21 protein-coding genes and 1 pseudogene are annotated in these 15568 nt (G+C 71.5%); 4 read left to right on the top strand and 18 right to left on the bottom strand.

Features of this window, described 5'->3' with window-relative positions:
• Positions 1–1484 precede the first annotated feature (1484 nt).
• Both ACFVVA_RS41265 and ACFVVA_RS41260 read right to left on the bottom strand, forming a co-directional pair.
• Complete coding sequence (locus ACFVVA_RS41265; RefSeq protein ID WP_387695845.1) at positions 1485–3113, bottom strand: replication-relaxation family protein; 1629 nt, start codon at positions 3111–3113, stop codon at positions 1485–1487.
• Positions 3114–3151: 38 nt separating this feature from the next.
• Positions 3152–3295, bottom strand: coding sequence for a hypothetical protein (locus ACFVVA_RS41260; RefSeq protein ID WP_387695844.1), 144 nt, complete (start codon positions 3293–3295; stop codon positions 3152–3154).
• A 543-nt stretch (positions 3296–3838) separates the two neighbouring features.
• On the opposite strand from ACFVVA_RS41260, the gene ACFVVA_RS41255 reads away from it, so the two are divergent.
• Positions 3839–4183 (top strand): hypothetical protein, encoded by a 345-nt coding sequence (locus ACFVVA_RS41255; RefSeq protein WP_387695843.1) that lies wholly within the window; start codon positions 3839–3841, stop codon positions 4181–4183.
• A 7-nt stretch (positions 4184–4190) separates the two neighbouring features.
• Here the strand turns inward: ACFVVA_RS41255 and ACFVVA_RS41250 are convergent, their stop codons facing one another.
• Positions 4191–5255 carry a hypothetical protein gene (locus ACFVVA_RS41250; protein WP_387695841.1) on the bottom strand — a complete coding sequence of 355 codons (1065 nt, stop codon included), beginning with the start codon at positions 5253–5255 and terminating at the stop codon, positions 4191–4193.
• Between the two features lie 333 nt (positions 5256–5588).
• Here ACFVVA_RS41250 and ACFVVA_RS41245 point away from each other — a divergent pair, with 333 nt between their 5' ends.
• Entirely contained in the window at positions 5589–5825 is a 237-nt protein-coding gene (locus tag ACFVVA_RS41245) for a hypothetical protein (protein ID WP_387695839.1), read from the top strand.
• Positions 5826–5868: 43 nt separating this feature from the next.
• Here the strand turns inward: ACFVVA_RS41245 and ACFVVA_RS41240 are convergent, their stop codons facing one another.
• The 7 genes from ACFVVA_RS41240 to ACFVVA_RS41210 all read right to left on the bottom strand — a co-directional run bounded on the left by ACFVVA_RS41240 (position 5869) and on the right by ACFVVA_RS41210 (position 9753).
• Positions 5869–6612, bottom strand: a complete 744-nt coding sequence (locus ACFVVA_RS41240; RefSeq protein ID WP_387695838.1) for a hypothetical protein — start codon at positions 6610–6612, stop codon at positions 5869–5871.
• Complete coding sequence (locus ACFVVA_RS41235; protein WP_387695837.1) at positions 6609–6932, bottom strand: hypothetical protein; 324 nt, start codon at positions 6930–6932, stop codon at positions 6609–6611. Before ACFVVA_RS41235 ends, ACFVVA_RS41240 begins: the two co-directional genes overlap by 4 nt.
• A 121-nt stretch (positions 6933–7053) precedes the next feature.
• Entirely contained in the window at positions 7054–7554 is a 501-nt protein-coding gene (locus ACFVVA_RS41230; RefSeq protein ID WP_387695836.1) for a Pycsar system effector family protein, read from the bottom strand.
• Positions 7551–8267, bottom strand: coding sequence for an adenylate/guanylate cyclase domain-containing protein (locus ACFVVA_RS41225; protein ID WP_387695835.1), 717 nt, complete (start codon positions 8265–8267; stop codon positions 7551–7553). The genes ACFVVA_RS41230 and ACFVVA_RS41225 overlap by 4 nt, the downstream gene beginning before the upstream one ends.
• Positions 8268–8719: 452 nt before the next feature.
• Positions 8720–9040: a hypothetical protein gene (locus ACFVVA_RS41220; protein WP_387695834.1), complete on the bottom strand. Its 321-nt coding sequence runs from the start codon at positions 9038–9040 to the stop codon at positions 8720–8722.
• 6 nt (positions 9041–9046) lie between these two features.
• Positions 9047–9352, bottom strand: coding sequence for a hypothetical protein (locus ACFVVA_RS41215; RefSeq protein ID WP_387695833.1), 306 nt, complete (start codon positions 9350–9352; stop codon positions 9047–9049).
• A 221-nt stretch (positions 9353–9573) separates the two neighbouring features.
• Positions 9574–9753 carry a hypothetical protein gene (locus ACFVVA_RS41210; RefSeq protein WP_387695832.1) on the bottom strand — a complete coding sequence of 60 codons (180 nt, stop codon included), beginning with the start codon at positions 9751–9753 and terminating at the stop codon, positions 9574–9576.
• A gap of 566 nt (positions 9754–10319) precedes the next feature.
• Here ACFVVA_RS41210 and ACFVVA_RS41205 point away from each other — a divergent pair.
• On the top strand, positions 10320–10907 hold the full coding sequence (locus ACFVVA_RS41205) for a hypothetical protein (RefSeq protein ID WP_387695831.1): 588 nt from the start codon (positions 10320–10322) through the stop codon (positions 10905–10907).
• Positions 10908–11009: 102 nt separating this feature from the next.
• On the top strand, positions 11010–11210 hold the full coding sequence (locus ACFVVA_RS41200; protein WP_387695829.1) for a hypothetical protein: 201 nt from the start codon (positions 11010–11012) through the stop codon (positions 11208–11210).
• Between the two features lie 248 nt (positions 11211–11458).
• On the opposite strand, the gene ACFVVA_RS41195 is transcribed toward ACFVVA_RS41200, so the two are convergent.
• The 8 genes and pseudogenes from ACFVVA_RS41195 to ACFVVA_RS41160 form a co-directional block, all read right to left on the bottom strand.
• Positions 11459–11917 (bottom strand): hypothetical protein, encoded by a 459-nt coding sequence (locus tag ACFVVA_RS41195; RefSeq protein WP_387695827.1) that lies wholly within the window; start codon positions 11915–11917, stop codon positions 11459–11461.
• 134 nt (positions 11918–12051) lie between these two features.
• Positions 12052–12396, bottom strand: coding sequence for a hypothetical protein (locus ACFVVA_RS41190; protein WP_387695826.1), 345 nt, complete (start codon positions 12394–12396; stop codon positions 12052–12054).
• A gap of 133 nt (positions 12397–12529) precedes the next feature.
• Entirely contained in the window at positions 12530–12766 is a 237-nt protein-coding gene (locus ACFVVA_RS41185; RefSeq protein WP_387695825.1) for a hypothetical protein, read from the bottom strand.
• A gap of 124 nt (positions 12767–12890) precedes the next feature.
• Complete coding sequence (locus ACFVVA_RS41180) at positions 12891–13148, bottom strand: DUF6213 family protein (protein WP_387695823.1); 258 nt, start codon at positions 13146–13148, stop codon at positions 12891–12893.
• Positions 13149–13265: 117 nt separating this feature from the next.
• On the bottom strand, positions 13266–13487 hold the full coding sequence (locus ACFVVA_RS41175) for a hypothetical protein (RefSeq protein ID WP_387695822.1): 222 nt from the start codon (positions 13485–13487) through the stop codon (positions 13266–13268).
• Positions 13488–13566: 79 nt separating this feature from the next.
• Complete coding sequence (gene tpg, locus ACFVVA_RS41170) at positions 13567–14109, bottom strand: telomere-protecting terminal protein Tpg (RefSeq protein ID WP_387695821.1); 543 nt, start codon at positions 14107–14109, stop codon at positions 13567–13569.
• Positions 14110–14178: 69 nt separating this feature from the next.
• The gene (locus ACFVVA_RS41165; protein WP_387695820.1) at positions 14179–14532 is read right to left on the bottom strand and encodes a hypothetical protein; all 354 of its coding nucleotides are present in this window, start codon (positions 14530–14532) and stop codon (positions 14179–14181) included.
• 82 nt (positions 14533–14614) lie between these two features.
• Positions 14615–15568 (bottom strand): annotated as a pseudogene (locus ACFVVA_RS41160) (transcriptional regulator); the annotation flags it as partial.

Below are 15568 nucleotides of genomic sequence, written 5' to 3'. Positions count from 1 at the left end.
CCTCCAGGCCTTCGGCCTTCCGTTTCGCGGCCGTCCTTCGGACGGCTGGCGGACCCGCTCCGCGTGTCCGTGACCTGACCTTCGGTCAGGTCGGCCCGGCTCCGCTCGGGCCTGGCACCACTCCGCTTCGCTCCATGGTGCCGGCGGGCTGATGCTCGTTTACATGGTTGAGCTGGGATTTTGGTTGAACTCACGGCAGGCTGACTAGGGGCAGGGGTGGACGTTCGGGGGCGCGTGCGGGTCGACTTCACTCCCACCGAATTGGTCTAAACCATGATGCTGAAGCGAGGGCGCCTACCGGGGTGCGCCACCCCCGAAGGGTAGGCAACGGCGATAGTGTATCAGTCTTGCTCTGTTGGAAAACCTTGCCAAAACTCCCCTGTGCATCTGGGGTTCTAGGCTCCATAGCCCGGGCCAGCCAATCATTTCCCAGCGCCTCTTTTTACTCGTCCGCGATTCCCTCTGCGCTCACCCGATTAAGGCCCTTCCTCGCGTCTTTCTTTGTCGGCCGAGATGCCTCCTTGCTGTCAAACTGGCGGCGCACCGGTGGGCAACATGCATGGCCCGATAGAACTAGTCCCAAGTCGCGCTTATCTAGCTTCAGCATGGCCTTATCTGACTAGACCTAAATGGCCAGAGTTGACTAAATGTTCCGGCTGTTAGAGATGGTGCGGCTTTTATGGCGATTCGTCCCATGCACATTGTGTCTAGGGCGGCGATGGTCAGCGCGATCTCGGTCTAGCGTTGTGGGCGCTGCTCCGCAGTCGACACCTCACCTCACCGTCTGGCCGGCATCTGTTCCGGCCGTTGAGTGAGAGGTCAGCTATGGGGCGCGTGAATCACTTCCTGGCCATGCTCGGCAAGTGGCTCCGGCGCAACGCTGGAGCTGTCACGGCTGCCAGCACAGTCGCGGGGGTGATCATTGAGCTGCTCCGTCTCTGACGGTCAGCTCGGCTGACGGCAGCCAGCCGCCAGCCCGATGGTGTGAAGCCATCCGGCGGACGATGCTTCGCCTGCACCGTGAAGCCCCCGGCCAGAATCAGTGGCCGGGGGCTTCGTCGGAGTTTGCCCGGCACGGCCGGCTTCTGCAGGGACGTCAGGATGAAGCCCTCGGACAACAGCCGACTGCTGGGGCGTCTCGCTCCGGTCCCCACGGTACCGCCGCTTGCACGGCGACTGGTTCCCGGCGGTGGCTTGCCTGACGCCCAACGCCCCGGCCACGGGCCGGTAACGACAGACCTGGCGAACCTCAGTTCGATTATCACAGGTCTGATTGTATTACTAATCGAACCATCGATCGAATCATTTGCAGAAGTGCCCTCAGATATCTCTTTCTCGCATCAGATCGGCATTCACTTTTGCCGATGCCAACGCCGATGGAAATCTCATCGAATAGACAAGGGGGGAGCATCGCGAGAAAGACTTTCCGCCTCGATCGATGAAATTGATTTCAACTTCATCAGAGTATGGATAGTTAGAAAGGCTTATGCGCGGGCGTTGGACCAAAGCTCAGGAACGTTTCCGGAGTCCCGCTTCGCTTTGGGCCAGCGCTGGGCGTGGATGAGCCGGACGGTCCACCACGGGTCGCTGGCGGGCGGGCCGTTTTTGCCGGCCTTCTTGAGGTCGCGGGGGGAGGGGAGGTCGAGGACGATCGGGCGGCCGTTGCGGGCTCGGCGGTCAGCGAGGCAGGCCGGGCATTCCAGGCGGTCCGGCTCGGCGTTCTCGACCAGTTCGTGGCCGGAGTCGTGGGCGCCGCCGAGCGGGCCCTGGCAGGTGTAGCAGGGGTGCAGCCGGTCGTTGTGGGCGCGGGCGGCGAGCAGCTGGGCGCGGTACCTGGCGTCGGCGGCATCCTGCTCGGCCTTCTTGGCCCGCCGTTCCTCGGCTTTCTCCTGGCCCTCGCGTTCTTGGCGGCGCTGGTCGATCAGGTCCCAGTCGGGTTCGTCGTTGAGGGCGTCGGTGAGGGAGTGCCAGCCGGGCCGGCCGAAGCGCCACCAGGTGGGTCCTTGCCAGCCGTGTTCGCGCAGGCGCTCGACGGTGGTGCCGAGCACGGGGATCTTGCCGTGGAAGGTGGCGTACGTGACGCCTTCCTGCTCGCCCGCCCAGCCCTGCCAGTGCTCGCTGGTGGCGTCGCGCAGGCCTTTCAGGCGCTGTTCCAGGGCCTCGGGGCTGTAGCGGGGGCGGCTGCCCCTGGTGCCCTGGTCCAGGACGAACAGGACAGGCGGGCGGACGGTGCGGCGGTGGCTGTAGCCGTACTCGGGCTCGGGTGCGTTGTAGCGGACCTCGACCTCCAGGCGCTCCTGGCCGCCGTCCTGGACGGTGCGGTCGAAGTAGCGCTTGTAGTTGTCGAGCTTGCCGGCGACCTTGCGGATGTCGGTCATGGTGCCCCGGTCGAGCTCCAGGAAGAGGACCGGGATGCCGATCTCGGGCAGGCGGACGACGGCGTCGGGGATGACGTTGAACTTGCCGGTGATGGTGTGGGGTGTCTCGGTGGCCCAGGCTTCGATGCCGCCGGGCAGCGGGCCGGTGGGCAGGGCGCGGCGCGGGGGTGCCTGGCGGTTGTCGGTGCGGGGTGGGGCGCCGTGGGTGGTGGTGCCGGTGACGGCGGTGATGATGAGCTCGTTGACGAGCATGGCGTGCGGGGCGCCGGTGAGGCCGGCGCCGCGGGCGTGGCCGCCCATGTCGCGGTCGTCGCCGAGTGCTTCGGCGGCGGCGGCCAGGCCGAGCGGGGTGAGGCCGACGATCTTCTCCGCTCCGGGCCCGCCCGGCTTCGGCTTCGCGTCCCCGTCGGCAGAGGCCGGGGCGGTCTTGGGTGCGGGTCGGCGGCCCGGCGGCGAGGTGGCGCCGCGGACGTCGACCAGCTTGTGCTTCTCCAGGTCCCGGACCGCTTCGGCCACGTGCTCGACGCGGTGGTGGGCGCGGTACTCGTCGGCGGCGATCAGGGCGTGCAACTGCTTGTAGGTGGCGATCTTCAGCACGCCCAGCGCCGCCAGGACGTCGGCGCGCAGCGGGGCGGTCGAGCCGTTGGGGTTGCGGGCGGAGCGGCGGAAGTGCACCCGACCGGGGCGGCTCGGGCCACCGGGCTGCTGCTCGTCCTGGTCGTCGTGGTCGTCCATGCTGCTCCCCGTGGTGATGATCGTCCTGCCTCTCTACCTCACACCACCGACATCGCCCGGCCGCCGCCCGTCCCCGCCAACGCCGCCCGCTCCCGCTGCGCGCCGACCACCGGGAGGCGCCCGGCCGCCCCGGCCGGGAAGGGGGAGAGCCACAGCGGCTCTGGAGCGGGGTAGGGCAGCACTGGACCCGGCGGTGAACCCGAGCCCGCCCTACCCAACTGCACCACCAACCACCAACAGCTCAAAGAAGGGAAGGGAGAGGGTTGTCGGCAGCACCGGGTGGGCCAGAATCTTGGGGATGACCTGGGCGGATGTCGGAACCTTGGTGAGGAGAGCCCCCCGGGGCAGCACCCGGGGGGATCCCCGGGGAGACACCCGGGGATCTGTGGCCAGCTCTTTCGCCTCGCCGGCCCGTGCGCGCGCCGTGACGGCGTTTCGGGTAGCGCGCCGGACGTTACCCCGGGGCGGGCTGTGGGCGGTACCTCGTGCGGGCGGCTCGACGCGGGCCGCGGTCGGCCGGTCTTGCGCTGCGGGTTGGCGGCCGGGGTGACGAACGCGGGTCCGGCGGCGTTGGAGCGGGGGTGAGCAGTACTTCTTCGTCCCGTGCGCGGCGCGGTCTTGGGCTGGGGCCGGGTGCCGGCCGGGCTTTGGCCGCTGTGGGTGTCCAGTCGTCGCGGTCGCCATTGCCGTGGGCCCAGGAGTCGGTCGAGGCGGATCTGCAGCGTGTGCTGGCGGAGCATCGGCGGCTGGTGGCCGAGCGGTGGGCGGAGGTGTTCGAGGACCTGGACGAGGACGTCCTCGGCGAGGCCGGCCAGGAGGCCCGGCAGGACGGGCGGGACCCGGGCCGGGCCGTCGACGTCCTGGTGCGGGGTCTGGTCCGGCAGCTGGAGGAGTGGAAGAAGGCCGCCACCGCGCTTGAAGAGGCACTGGGGGCGGCGGCACTGGGGCGGCCGTTGCCGGGGTGGGCGACCGACGCCCTGGCCGCCGAGCAAGGCCGGCTGTGGGGGGCACGGCAGGCCCTGCTGGAGGCGATCGCCCGGCACCACCACGGCGGCCCCGCGCCCTGGTGAGGACCGGTCAGCGGATCGGGGTCGGCCCGGTGGGCCGGTGGGCGCGCAGGATGGCGTCCAGCGCCAGATCGGAGCTGGGGTGGGTCTTGGGGCGGGAGAAGTGGTCGACGAGGAGCCGGGCGGTGCCGCGCGGCTGGTGGAGGAGGGCGATCCAGCCGGCCTGGCCCCACGGTCCGTCGGGCAGAAGCGCGGTCCAGCCGACCGGCGTGCTGTGGTGGCGCAGCTGGAGGACGCCCTTGGCGTCGGGGGTGAGCCAGGAGCCGAGTTCCCAGCCGGGGCCGAGGGTGACCTCCAGGTCGTCCAGGAGGTCGGGGAAGTCGAAGCGGGTCTCCGGGTCGGTGCAGGCGGTACGGCGGGCCTGCTCGGCGACGTCGGCCGCCGACTGCCGGGCCGGCGCCTCCTCGGCGGCCGCCTCGGTCGCAGGGGCGGTCACAACGGGGGCGGTCGCAGCGGGGGCGGTCGCAGCGGGGGCGGGAGTTTCGCCCCGCGGGGCGTTTGTCTCCTCCGGGGCGGCGCCGTCGTCGTCCGGGCCGTCGAGGCCCCAGCGGTCGATCCGCTCGCGGGAGCGGGCGACGACGCGCTCGTGCGCGCTCAGGTGAGGCCAGCGGGCCTTGTCCCGGATCTCCTGTGCGGCCATGTAGGCGCGGGTGCCGTAGGCGGGCAGTACCCGGGCCAGTTCCGCGAACGCGTCGGCCGGATCGCCGGCGGCGGTCTCCTCCAGGAAGCGGGTCAGGCGGCGGCGCAGCGCGTCGGCGATGCCGAGGAGGTGCTGGCCGTCCTGGCCCAAGCGGGCGAGGTCGTCGTCGGTCTCGGCCGGTGTTGCGGGGGTGGCGGGTGCGGCGCTGCGTGGTGCTGCGGTGGGGCTGGGTGCGGTGTCCTCGGCTGCCGCTGCGCGGGCCTTGGCCTTGAGGCGGTCGATCTTGCTTCGGCACGAGCGCGAGCAGTACTGCTTCGGGCGTCCGGTGGGGCCCTTCGGCGCCGGGTTGGGGCAGCCGGGGCGGGCGCACTGCGGGGCTTGGCCCGCGTCGTCGGCCGGTTGGTCGGTGGCGGCGGTCGGCGGGGCGCTGTCCATTCCGGGATCGTAGCCGCCGAGGTCGGCGTGCCGGGCGGGTTTCGCCTCGCATCCGGTGGCGGGGCAATAGTCAGGGCCCGGTGGGCGGGGACAAGGGGGGCTGCGGCACGGCCCCGCCGGGTTGTCCCGGGGCCGTGCCGTACTTCGGTGGCGGCGGCGAAGCGGGTGCGGCACGGTCGTGGGGCGGGGGTGTACTGGTGCGCTGACCTGCGGTGGGGAGTTCGGCGGGGCGAAACTCCCCGGGTGTGCGGGACGGAACTCACCGGGCCGTTCGGTGCTCTGTTGGCCGGTCACCGGGTGCGGTGGTGTCCGGCGTCGGCGGAGGGTGGGCTGGTGGGCGTTCTCGTGGTGATCGAGCAACCGCAGCAGCCGGACCTCCTGGTCGCGCACGCCGCCGGCTCCGACCCGGACGTGCCCGGTGACCCGCTGCCGGTGACGGCCTGCGGGATCGAGACCGCGAGCATGGTCGTCGACCCGTGGCGGCCGTCCGGTCCGGGCTCGCGCTGGTACCCGCCCGAGTACGCCGTGCACGTCTGCCCGCGCTGCGAGCGGGCCGTCCGATCGATGTGAGCGCCGGCTCCTGGGCGGTCGGCCTGATTCGGGTCGGCCTCGGTCAGGCCGGGGCCTGGGCGGTGAGGCCGCCGGGGCCGAGGCGTCGCCGGCCGCCTTGCGGGAGGACCTGGCCGGACTCGGCCTCGGAGGCGGTCGGGGCGGAGAACGGCGAGCTGAGACGCTCGGCCGGGAGCAGCCGTTCGGCGAGCGGTTCGTCGGCAGCGGCGCTCGCGTGTGAGAACGGCTGGGCCAACGGGCGTCGGGGCGGATGGCCGTTTTGATCACTCATGGCTGGCAGTCTGTCACCCCGCGCCTGGGCTGCGGACGGGACGTCGGTCCTGGCCAGCTGGGCAACGTGCGCGCGCTCGCGGCCGGCCACCTTCGGCTCCCTCCGGTCGTCGCTGTTGCCGATGTCCAGGATGTGAGGCCGGGCACCCGGCGGGGCTGCGCCTCGGGGCCGCTTCACCCGATCGGGCGGCCATGGCGCGGGGTGGGGCGGGTCTTCGGGGACGACGGCTGCGATCCGTACGGTCGGCGGCCAGGGCGGGGCGGGGGCGTAGGCGTGCACGACGTTGAGCGCGGGCCGGCCTTCGGCCCGGTCGCCCTCGATCCGGGTGGAGTACAGCTCGACCTGCCGGCCGCCCTCGGTGACGGTGCGGATCGGCTGGCCGAGCCGCGGCCGGTGTGCGAGTTGGGCGCGCAGCGCTTCCAGTGCCTTGGTGGCGCCGAGCTCCTTGGCGCGCCGGGCGGCGCGGTCGGTGACCACGGCGACTGCCGGGTCCGGCTGCTGGTGCTGGTCGGTCACTCGGCGCCCTGCCGCGCCAGCAGGTCGGCGACGGCCTGGTCGACGGCGTCGGACGTCTCCGGGTCGGCGGCGAGCAGCACGCGGCCGCGGTAGGCGGCGACGATCTCGGCGACCGCGACCAGGTCCACGACGGCGGGGACCTGGTCGACCTGGTCGACCGACACGCGGCGCAGCAGCTGCTCGGCGAGTTCGGCGTCCAGGCGCTCGGCGTCGCCGGGGAAGCCGTAGCCGGCCCGCAGCGCGGCTCGCAGTTCCTGGACGGTGTCCATCGGCGGCAGTCCGAGACGGCCGCCCCCTCGTTCGGCGGGCTGGGGGCTCATCCCACCAACCCCTCTCCCTGTCGGCATCTCCCGGCGCCGGGCCGGGCCCTGTGGTGTCGACGGTAGCGGCCTCACAGTGGTCTGCGGGGCCACAATCCCGTACCCGGCTCGGCCGGTCTGCTCAGGCGGCCACGAAGGCGAGGGCGAGCAGCGCCGATCCGGCGACCGCCCAGTTGAAGGACAAGCGGACACGGACGTGCTTCGTCCAGGCGATCTGGCTCATGACGACGAGCTGGCGGGTCAGGACAGGCAGCGGGTCCTTGGTCCTCAGCGCCTCGGCCAGGTCGTCCGTGTTCCACTGCTTGAGGTGCCCGAAGAAGACGAAGTTCTCGGCCGCCTCGGTCGGCATGGCGCGCTTGCGGATGTTCGGCGAGACGACGGCGATGGCGTACAGCGCGGCGATCCCGATGCAGGCCGCCCCCGGCCAGAAGAACAGGTTCGCCCAGAAGCCGGAGAGGTGCCGCAGCCGGTCGCCGGCGTTGAGGAGCGCGCCGATCGCCACAAGCACGGCGGTCTCCAGGGTGAGCGCGAAGGACGCCTTCGCGTCGACCTTGCCGGTCCAGTCGGCCACGGCCGCGTGGATCTTCCACGCGGTCTCCACCGCGTCGGCGTCGGTAGTCACGAGATCACCCAGCCCCAGCCGGAGCGGTAGACCGTGGTGCGCGTCCCGTTGACGGTCTGGACGCTCTCCTCCCACATCGGCCTGCCATCGGAGGAGACCTGCACGTCGTTCGCCATGGTGTCGAAGACGGCCTTGGTGATGTAGGTGCGTTTCTGGGGCGTCTCCCGGATGTCGCTGAGCTTGGCCGCGATGTTGGCGGCCTGGCCGACCGAGATCAGGTCGTTGTGGTCGCGGATGCCGGCGCGCGCGATGAAGACCTTCCCGGACGCGACGCCGCAGACGTGGCTAAGGGCAAAGCCCTTGGTGACCAGGGAGGGCAGCTTGCGTTCCAGGGCCGGGCGGACGAAGTTGTCGGTGGCGTACTTGATCTCCATGGCGGCCTGGACCGCGCGGGAGTTCTTGCGCTCACCGACGAAGATCCCCATGACGCGGTCGCCGTCGAAGCTGCGGATGTGGCCGTCATGGCTGCGGATGATGCGGCAGGCGGTCGCGAGGAAGGCGCGCATCACCTTCGCCGCCGTCCCCGGAGGGAACTCGGTGACCAGCTTGGTGGAGCCCATCATGTCGGCGTAGAGGTAGACGGCGTCCAGCTCCCGCGCGCCGTTCTTCAACACAATGTTCTCGGTCTTCGGCACGACGGTGCCCTGGGTGACCTGCCAGTCGTGGCCGACGAGATCCGAGAGGGCCTGGTTGATCTGGTCTTTCAATCCCACTGAGCAGGTGTCCTTCCGACGGAGCGCAGGCGTGGTCGCGGCCCCCGAGGGCAAAAAACGGAACCGCAACACACAACATGTAGTGGTATGCGTGACATATAACCACTACATGCAGGTCCCGGCGCAAGGGAATTGCGCGACCGCAGCCGTCCCTGCGGAACAGGCGCCACGAATGGGCGGGCGTCCGAGGCAGGAGCGCAGCGCGGCCGGGCACCGGGAGACAGGGGATGGCCCGCGGGACCCGGCCGGTGGGAGGCCAGCAGCACCGGGGTCACGGCGCGGCTGCTCTGCTCGGCGGCCCGGTGGTGCTGTGGTGGGGCCGCCGTGGCGGGAATGCTAGACCCGCTGGTCGGCGGGTGGCCAGGGCTTTGACCTGGGTTTTTTCGGCCGCGAACATGCCATCGGCGGGGCCGGGTCCGTTGGTTGGGATCCGACCCCGCCGAACGCAGGGCCTACAGGTGCGGGCCGATCACCAGCACCGTGATGACCGAGACCGGCTCGCCCTGGTCGGTCTTCTCGTCCGGCCCGTACATCCAGTAGATCCGCCAGGCCGACGGGTTGTGGTTCTCCACATAGGAGTCCCAGACCTTCTCCGCGGCGTGCCCGGGGAAGGCCTCGTACTGGTGGGAGTGCAGGCCGGGGTAGCGCGGGTCGGTCTGGAGCAGGGCGAGGGCCTTGCGGACCTTCCTCAGCTTGACCGGGTCGGCCTTGGGGCCGGCCGCCAGGCGCCGGAGCGTCTCGGCGGCGTCTTCGGTGAATCGCAGAACGTACACCGTGTCCTAGTCCTCGTCCTCGTCTTCCTGGTCGAGGTACTTCGAGAAGTCGCCGAGATCGACGGTCTCGCCCCGCTGCGCCTGCTCGATGCCGGCGCGGATGCGCTCGGCGAGCAGCGGGTCGGTCCACACCTGCATCTCCCGCTCTGGGATGGAGACGACGGGGGTCAGCAGCAGGACGCCGTCCGGGTTGGACTCCACCCGGTAGCGGCGGCCGGGCTTGGCGCCGGCCCGGCCGAGGGACACCCGGCCGCGGCTGTCGACTTCGGTCTCGGCGACTGTCTCGAACTCCTCACTCTGCATGATCGTCATAGGGGTCCCTGAACTTCCGGTGGCCCCCACTCCCGGATTGGGATCCGGAGGGGAGGAGGGGCGGTTCGTTGTCGGTAGCCCCACCGTACCCACTTCGGGCAAGTGGGTAAATCCCACTTGCTCCTGGCTTCGACCGTCACGGGCCCTGCGGCGGAAGCGGTCGTTAGTGGTGCGGGCCGATCAGCAACACGGTGAGCGCCGCGCTGTCCGGCGCGCCCTAGTCACCGTCGGGCCTCGGCGGCCCAGTCGTCGCGGAGTTCGAGCGGGACGGCGGGCACCAGGGTGCACGCCGCCCGGCCCGGGATGGCGGTGCGCTGGGCGGGCGCGTGCTGCCACTCGGCGGTGACCGAGCGGACCGCGTCGAAGGCGCCAGCCAGCAGCAGTACCACCACCTCGACCAAGCCGTGGACGCCGGCCGGCACGCCGGGGCGTAGCCCTCGGCCTGGTACAGCGGGCCAGACCGGCAGACGTCTATCGGTAGATGGAGACGGGTGCGCCCGGGTGTCGGGCGCACCCGCGTCGGTCACCTCTGGATGAGGAGGACGACGGCGCCGATGAGGGCGGTACCCGCTGCGGTGGCGGCTCCGCGGACGAGTCCGAGGAGGGCCGTTCGGCGGATGCTACGCAGCATCCGCGCGCGCTGCTGCCGCTGCACGCTGCGGTTCTCGGCTTCCTTCGTAGTGGTTTTCCCCGTAGTCTCGGAGTAGGTGCTGATGGTTGCTCCCTTGTGAGGCGCTGTCGGACATGACGATGACGGCTCCCTGTTGGCGCAGGGGGCCGTCGCCTTTTCTGGCGGCGGCCCATGCCGTCAGTTCAACGTTAGCGGACACGCGACGGGCAAAATTTCGTCATGGGACATCAGCTTGGCAGGATGCCCTGACCTGTGACGATGAGCCAGGTCGTCGCGGATATCTAGCCTGTCGCCATGCCAGCACGCCGGAAGCCTCTCCAGACCGACGACCCGAGGATGATCGCCTTCGTCCACCTGCTCCGCGAGGTGGTAGCGAGTACAGGGCTCCCGGTCGCCGGGCTCGCCGAGCGCGTGCAGCTCCCGCGCTCGACCATCTACCGGGCCCTCGGCGGGACCCTGCCCAAAGCGGAGTTCCTCGTACGACTCCTGGGTCGAGCAAGTGCCCTCAGTTCCTGGGACCCCATCGACTTCCGCCATGCGCAGCGACGATTGGAGCAGATGAGGGGCGCGCTCGCGGAGCGGCAGCGTGACGTTCCTCGGGCCCGGGCGCCGCGAGTGACGGTGCCGCCCGTTCCGGAACAGGTCGCCTTCGCACTCCGCTTCGCCACCTATCTCACGACACTGGAGCAGCGCGGTGTGGACCTGGGCTCGGTGGGTTCCGAGGCCTGGCTGAGGCGGTACGCCAGCGGTGCAAGCCTTCCCAGCCGCGAGATCTTGGCGACCCTGAGCTGGACGCTGTCCCGCTACTACCGCATCGACGACAGGGAACCACTCACTGAACTGATCCGGCTCGCCGAAACGGCCTACAGAGCACGCACCGAAGCCCGCCGCTGGATTCGGGTCCTGCAGGGCGGGTCCCCCTAGCTCGACGGCACGGTCCGGCAGGAGGCCGGGCCGGAGCTGTCCCACGTGTGGGACAGCGGCCTGGTGCTGCCGGTGCGGGCGGTAGTCGAGATCAGGGGCAGGATGGCGGAGCTCACAGACCTGATCGCCGAGCGCCTGGCCGACGCTCACGCTGAGAACAGCTGGCCGCCCAAAGGCACGGTCGCCGCCGAGATCGTCGCGCGTTCGGTCGCCGACGTCCGGTCCCGCGAGCTCGCCGCCGGACGCCGGCACCTGAGGGAGGCCGAGATGCAGCACGCTGCCCGCTCCCGACGACCGTCCTGACCGACGGCCTCGGCGGGGCGCAGCGCGGCCGGGTCCCGGGGAGACAGGGGGGTGGTCCGCAGGAGCCGGCCGGTGGGAGGCCAGCAGCGCCGGGGTGGCGCGGCTGCTCTGCTCGGCGGCCCGGTGGTGCCGTGGTGGGGCCGCCGTGGCGGGAATGCTAGACCCGCCGATCGGCTGGTAGCCAGGGCTTTGACCTGGGTCTTTCGGCCGCGAACATGCCATCGGCGACGGCTTCCCTCTTGCTGGTGTCAGCTGCCGGTCCGCCAGGCCCGGACCGCCTGCTCCAGGCGTTCGGCACCCTCCCAGCGGACCGGCTGGGGCATCCGGCCGGCGGTCTCGCCGTCCATCACGTACTCCAGGGCACGGGCCAGGCCAGCCGGGTCGGAGGCGACGGGGACATCCAGCTCCATCGGCGGGTAGGCGTCGGAGTCGGATTCGCGCTCGAAGACGTACGACCAGCCGTTGGTGCTGTCCCAGTTCACGGCGAGCAGGAAGTCGGCGTCGGAGGCGTCCGGGTCGCCGTGCGGGTTGTGGTTCCCGGCACCCCAGCCCAGGACGGCTTGCAGCGCGGGAACGCCGGCGGGGTCTTCTCCCTCCAGCCACCAGCTGTTGGGACCGCGCCGAATCGCCTCCAGCTCAGTGACGACTCGGGCGATGTAGTCGCGGTGCGGCAGGTGGCCGCCGCGCTCCTCCAGGACCTTCGGCACGATGATCTTCCCCTCCGTTGGTGGTGCGGGCCGGGTACGGGCCCGTTGGTGAATCGTCAGGCGCTGCGCCTGTGGACAGGGCACCGGCGGCACTCACTCCCGGCCCGTGCCGGTCATCTCCAGCCGCGGGCCTGTTACTCCTCGAACCAGAGCCGCTCGGCGGTCGCCGGGTCGCGTTCGGCCCAGTCCTCGGGGCGGTCGCCGGGCTGCGGCCCGTCCTGCCAGCGGCGCCGGGCCGGCGGCGCGGCCGGGAGGGTGCCGTCGGCGAGCAGGGCGCGCACCCGGGCGGTGGCGACGAGTGCCGACTCCAGTACGGCCGCGGCCTCGGGGCCGAGCCGGCCAGGGAGGTGAAGCAGTGCGTCGACGCCGCCGAGCGTGTCGGTGGCGGCGGACGGCAACCAGCCGTGCGCCGTCACCCGCCCGGCCAGCTGGCACACGATGTCGGTCAGCGCATCGGTCCGGTCGTTCAAGGCACCCATGCCGGGTCAACGATCCGGCTGCGGGCCGGGTAGCGGGCGGTCAGCGGTGCGGGCCGATCAGCAGCACGGTGAGCACCGCGTCGTCCTGGTCGTCCGGCTCCCCACGGCTGGCGTCGGCGTCCGGGCCCCAGGTCTAGTAGATCCGCCAGGCGTCGGCGCTGGTCTCCAAGTAGGAATCGAAGACGCGGCGGTGGGCGTGGCCGGGCAGGGCGTGGTAGCGGTGGGTGCGCAGGCCGGGGTGGCGGGGGTCGGCGGCGAGCTGGTCGAGCGCGCGGCGTACCCGGCGCAGCTTCAACAAGTCGGCCCGCCGGCCCCGTTGAAGGCAGTGCAGGGTGCGGGTGGCGGCGGGGGCGTAGTGCAGCGTCGGCATCAAGGGCTCCTTCGTCGGGGTATGCGAAAGGGCCCACCTGCGGGGGTGGGCCCTTCTTCCCTGCGAGACCGTTACTGGGCGGCTCTGCAAAAGCGTTTGCCGTGGACGGCGACTTCTTCCGGTGTCAGTCCTGGCCGGCCTTGGCGATGCACTGGATGTCCAGCTGGTCGGCGAGGGCGGCCAGCACCCCGCACAGGCCGCCGGTGGTCACCGGGTCCATGCCGGGCACCCCGTGCTGCGCCCACTCGTCCCAGACGGCGGCGACGCAGCGCAGCAGGCCGGTGACGGCATCGGCCGGGACGACAAGGGCGCCGTTCTGGTCGTGGTGCACCGGGACGTGGAACAGCTGCTCGCCGTCGCCGGGGGTGTGCTGCTCGTTCATGAATTTCGTCCATTCGTATTTCGGGGATTCGGTCAAGTGGTTCATAAAAAGGCTCCGGCCGCCTTTATCAGGGCGGCCGGAGCCTTGTTTCGGCGACACGGGGTCGCTGCGAGGTGGTCAGCGGGGTGCCGGTCGTGCGCCGCGGCCCAGGTTCCACGGCCGGCCAGTGCACCCCAACGCGGCGCACAGCCGGACAGCGCCGACCTCGTCGACGAACAGAAGCCCGTCCTCGTCCAGGCGTGCCGCCCGGCCGCAGCCCGCCCACAGTGCCGTACTGCCGCCGACTACGACGGCCAAGTGCAGCACCCTGCGGGTGCCGGTGGCGGCGGGCGCGTACACGGGCTGACCGTCAACCAGGTATGGCGAGCTCAAGACGTTCTCCAGGGAGTTCGGGAAGTGCCAGCGCCGTGCACGTGGTCTACAGCTCGACGTCCATCCAGGCGACGTCGTTGAGCTCGACGTCCAGGCCGCGGGCGCGGCGGCCGCCGTCCTTGAAGTACTCCTCGCGCAGGCCCTCGGCGAGGATCCGCTCCTGCTCGGCCTGGCCGGCTCCGGCGTCCCGGGCCGCGTAGAGCCGCTGGGCGACGGAGCCGGGCATCTTCTGCGTGATGGTGCGCTGGCGCGGGTCGTCGGTGGAGCCGGCGGCCGAGCTGTAGCCGAAGGCCGCCTGGATGTGCAGCACGAAGCCGTTCTTCTCGGCGTCGCGGCGCACCCGCTGCTTGACCCGCGGCTGCCAGCCGGCGCGGACCTTCTGCTCGATGGCCTTCGCTGCGGCTGGCTTCGGGGCGCCCTGGCCCTTGAGCCAGCGCTGCACGGTGCGCTGGCTGACGCCGAGGTCCTGGGCGAGCTTCCTGGTGGAGCCCTTGGCGCCCTTGAGCAGGAACCGCATCCGGGCAGCGGTGGACTGCGGGATCGGGCGGGTGCGCTCGGCGCGCTCCAGGCCCTCGTCGATCTCGCCCAACGTAGGTCTCCTTCCATGGTGGTGGCGGTGGTGGGGCCGCCCGGCGGCCAGGTGCCGGGCGGCCGGGGTTCAGCGGGTCCAGCCGATGAGGGTGAGGCGGTGGCCGCGGTCTTCGAGGTCGCGGCGGGAGACGGCTTCCTCGCGGGCGGTCACCAGCGGCAGCGCCAGGTCGTCGCCGTCGCTGGTCGGGACGTCGTTCCACACGCCGCCCTGGTCGTCCAGCCACAGGGCGGTGTGGTCCTCGCTCGGCGCGGCGGGCGGCGCCACGATGCCCGCGGCCTGCGCGGCGCGCAGCCAGGTGTCGGCCTGCTCGGTCAGCTCGGCCCGGATCTCCGGCTTCAGGCGGATCCAGGCGGCCGAACCCGTCCGGGTGTGGTTCCAGTAGGCGACGGCGAGCTGCTCGGCGCGCGGGTCGTGCTGCATGGGTCCCTCCCTGTTCCGGGCCGCCAGTCCTGGCGGCCCGCTGCTGATGGGTTGTGCGGTGCGGGCCCGGCCGGGGCGCTGGCTACTCGTCGGCGGAGACGATGCCGCCGGTCTTGATGTGCCGGGCCGGGTTCGCGTCGTCGGCGAGCAGCTCGGCGATCTCCGGCATCGGCCGGGAGCCCTCGAACTTCACCATCCCCGGGCTGACGCCGAGGCGCAGCGACGTGGTGAGGGTGCCGTCGGCCTTGGTGAGGACGTCCAGGACGCCGGGGCCGGGTGAGGCGAACACCGCGCAGTCGGACAGCACCGCGAAGCAGCGCAGGCCGGTGTCGCCGGCCATCTTGCGGAGCTTGCGGTGAAGGTTGACGGTGGCGGTGTCGATGACCAGGGCACGCATCAGCGGGTCCCAGGTCGACCGCTCCAGGGCGGCCCAGCGCTCGCCCGGCTTGTAGCCGTGGCCGCGCGGGCGTTCGCGCATCTTGCCGATGGTGCCCTTGGCGGTCTGCTTGATCGCGGTGAGCACCGCGAGTTCGGCCGGGTCGCCGGTGGTCTTGATGGCAGCCATGGCGTCCAGGAACGCGACCGGGTCGCGGTCGGCGAGGGTGAGCGGCACGCCGAGGGCTGCCATGGTGTCGACGTACGCCTGGCGCAGGCGCTTGTGCCACGGGTCGAGGTACGGACCGTGCTCATGGCGGAGCCAGCCCTCCAGCGGCTGCGGGCGGGCGCCCAGCTCCACCGCGTACGCGACCTTCACCGTGGAGTACCAGGCCGGCCCGGTCGGGCGGGAGCCGTCCGCGGTGAACGGGCTGGGGAGCAGCGGGTTCGTGTCGAGGCCGGACAGGTCGACCAGCCACGAGCCCGGGATCTTCGGGTCGAAGACCGGGTTGACCACGTGCACGGGCGGGCCCAGCGGCAGGGTGAGGCGGCCGGCGGCGGCGAGGAAGGCCATGTTGACGTCCAGACCCACCGCCCAGGCGGAGCGCTTCTCGGTGTCGGTGAGCTCGCGGTGCCAGTCCCAGGCTTCGGTCACCAGCTC

This window comes from Kitasatospora sp. NPDC058048 (assembly GCF_042885555.1).
Classification (GTDB): Bacteria; Actinomycetota; Actinomycetes; order Streptomycetales; family Streptomycetaceae; genus Kitasatospora; species Kitasatospora lactacystinica.
The sequence above is the reverse complement of the archived record's forward strand: the minus strand, read 5'-3'. Positions and strand labels throughout refer to the sequence as shown.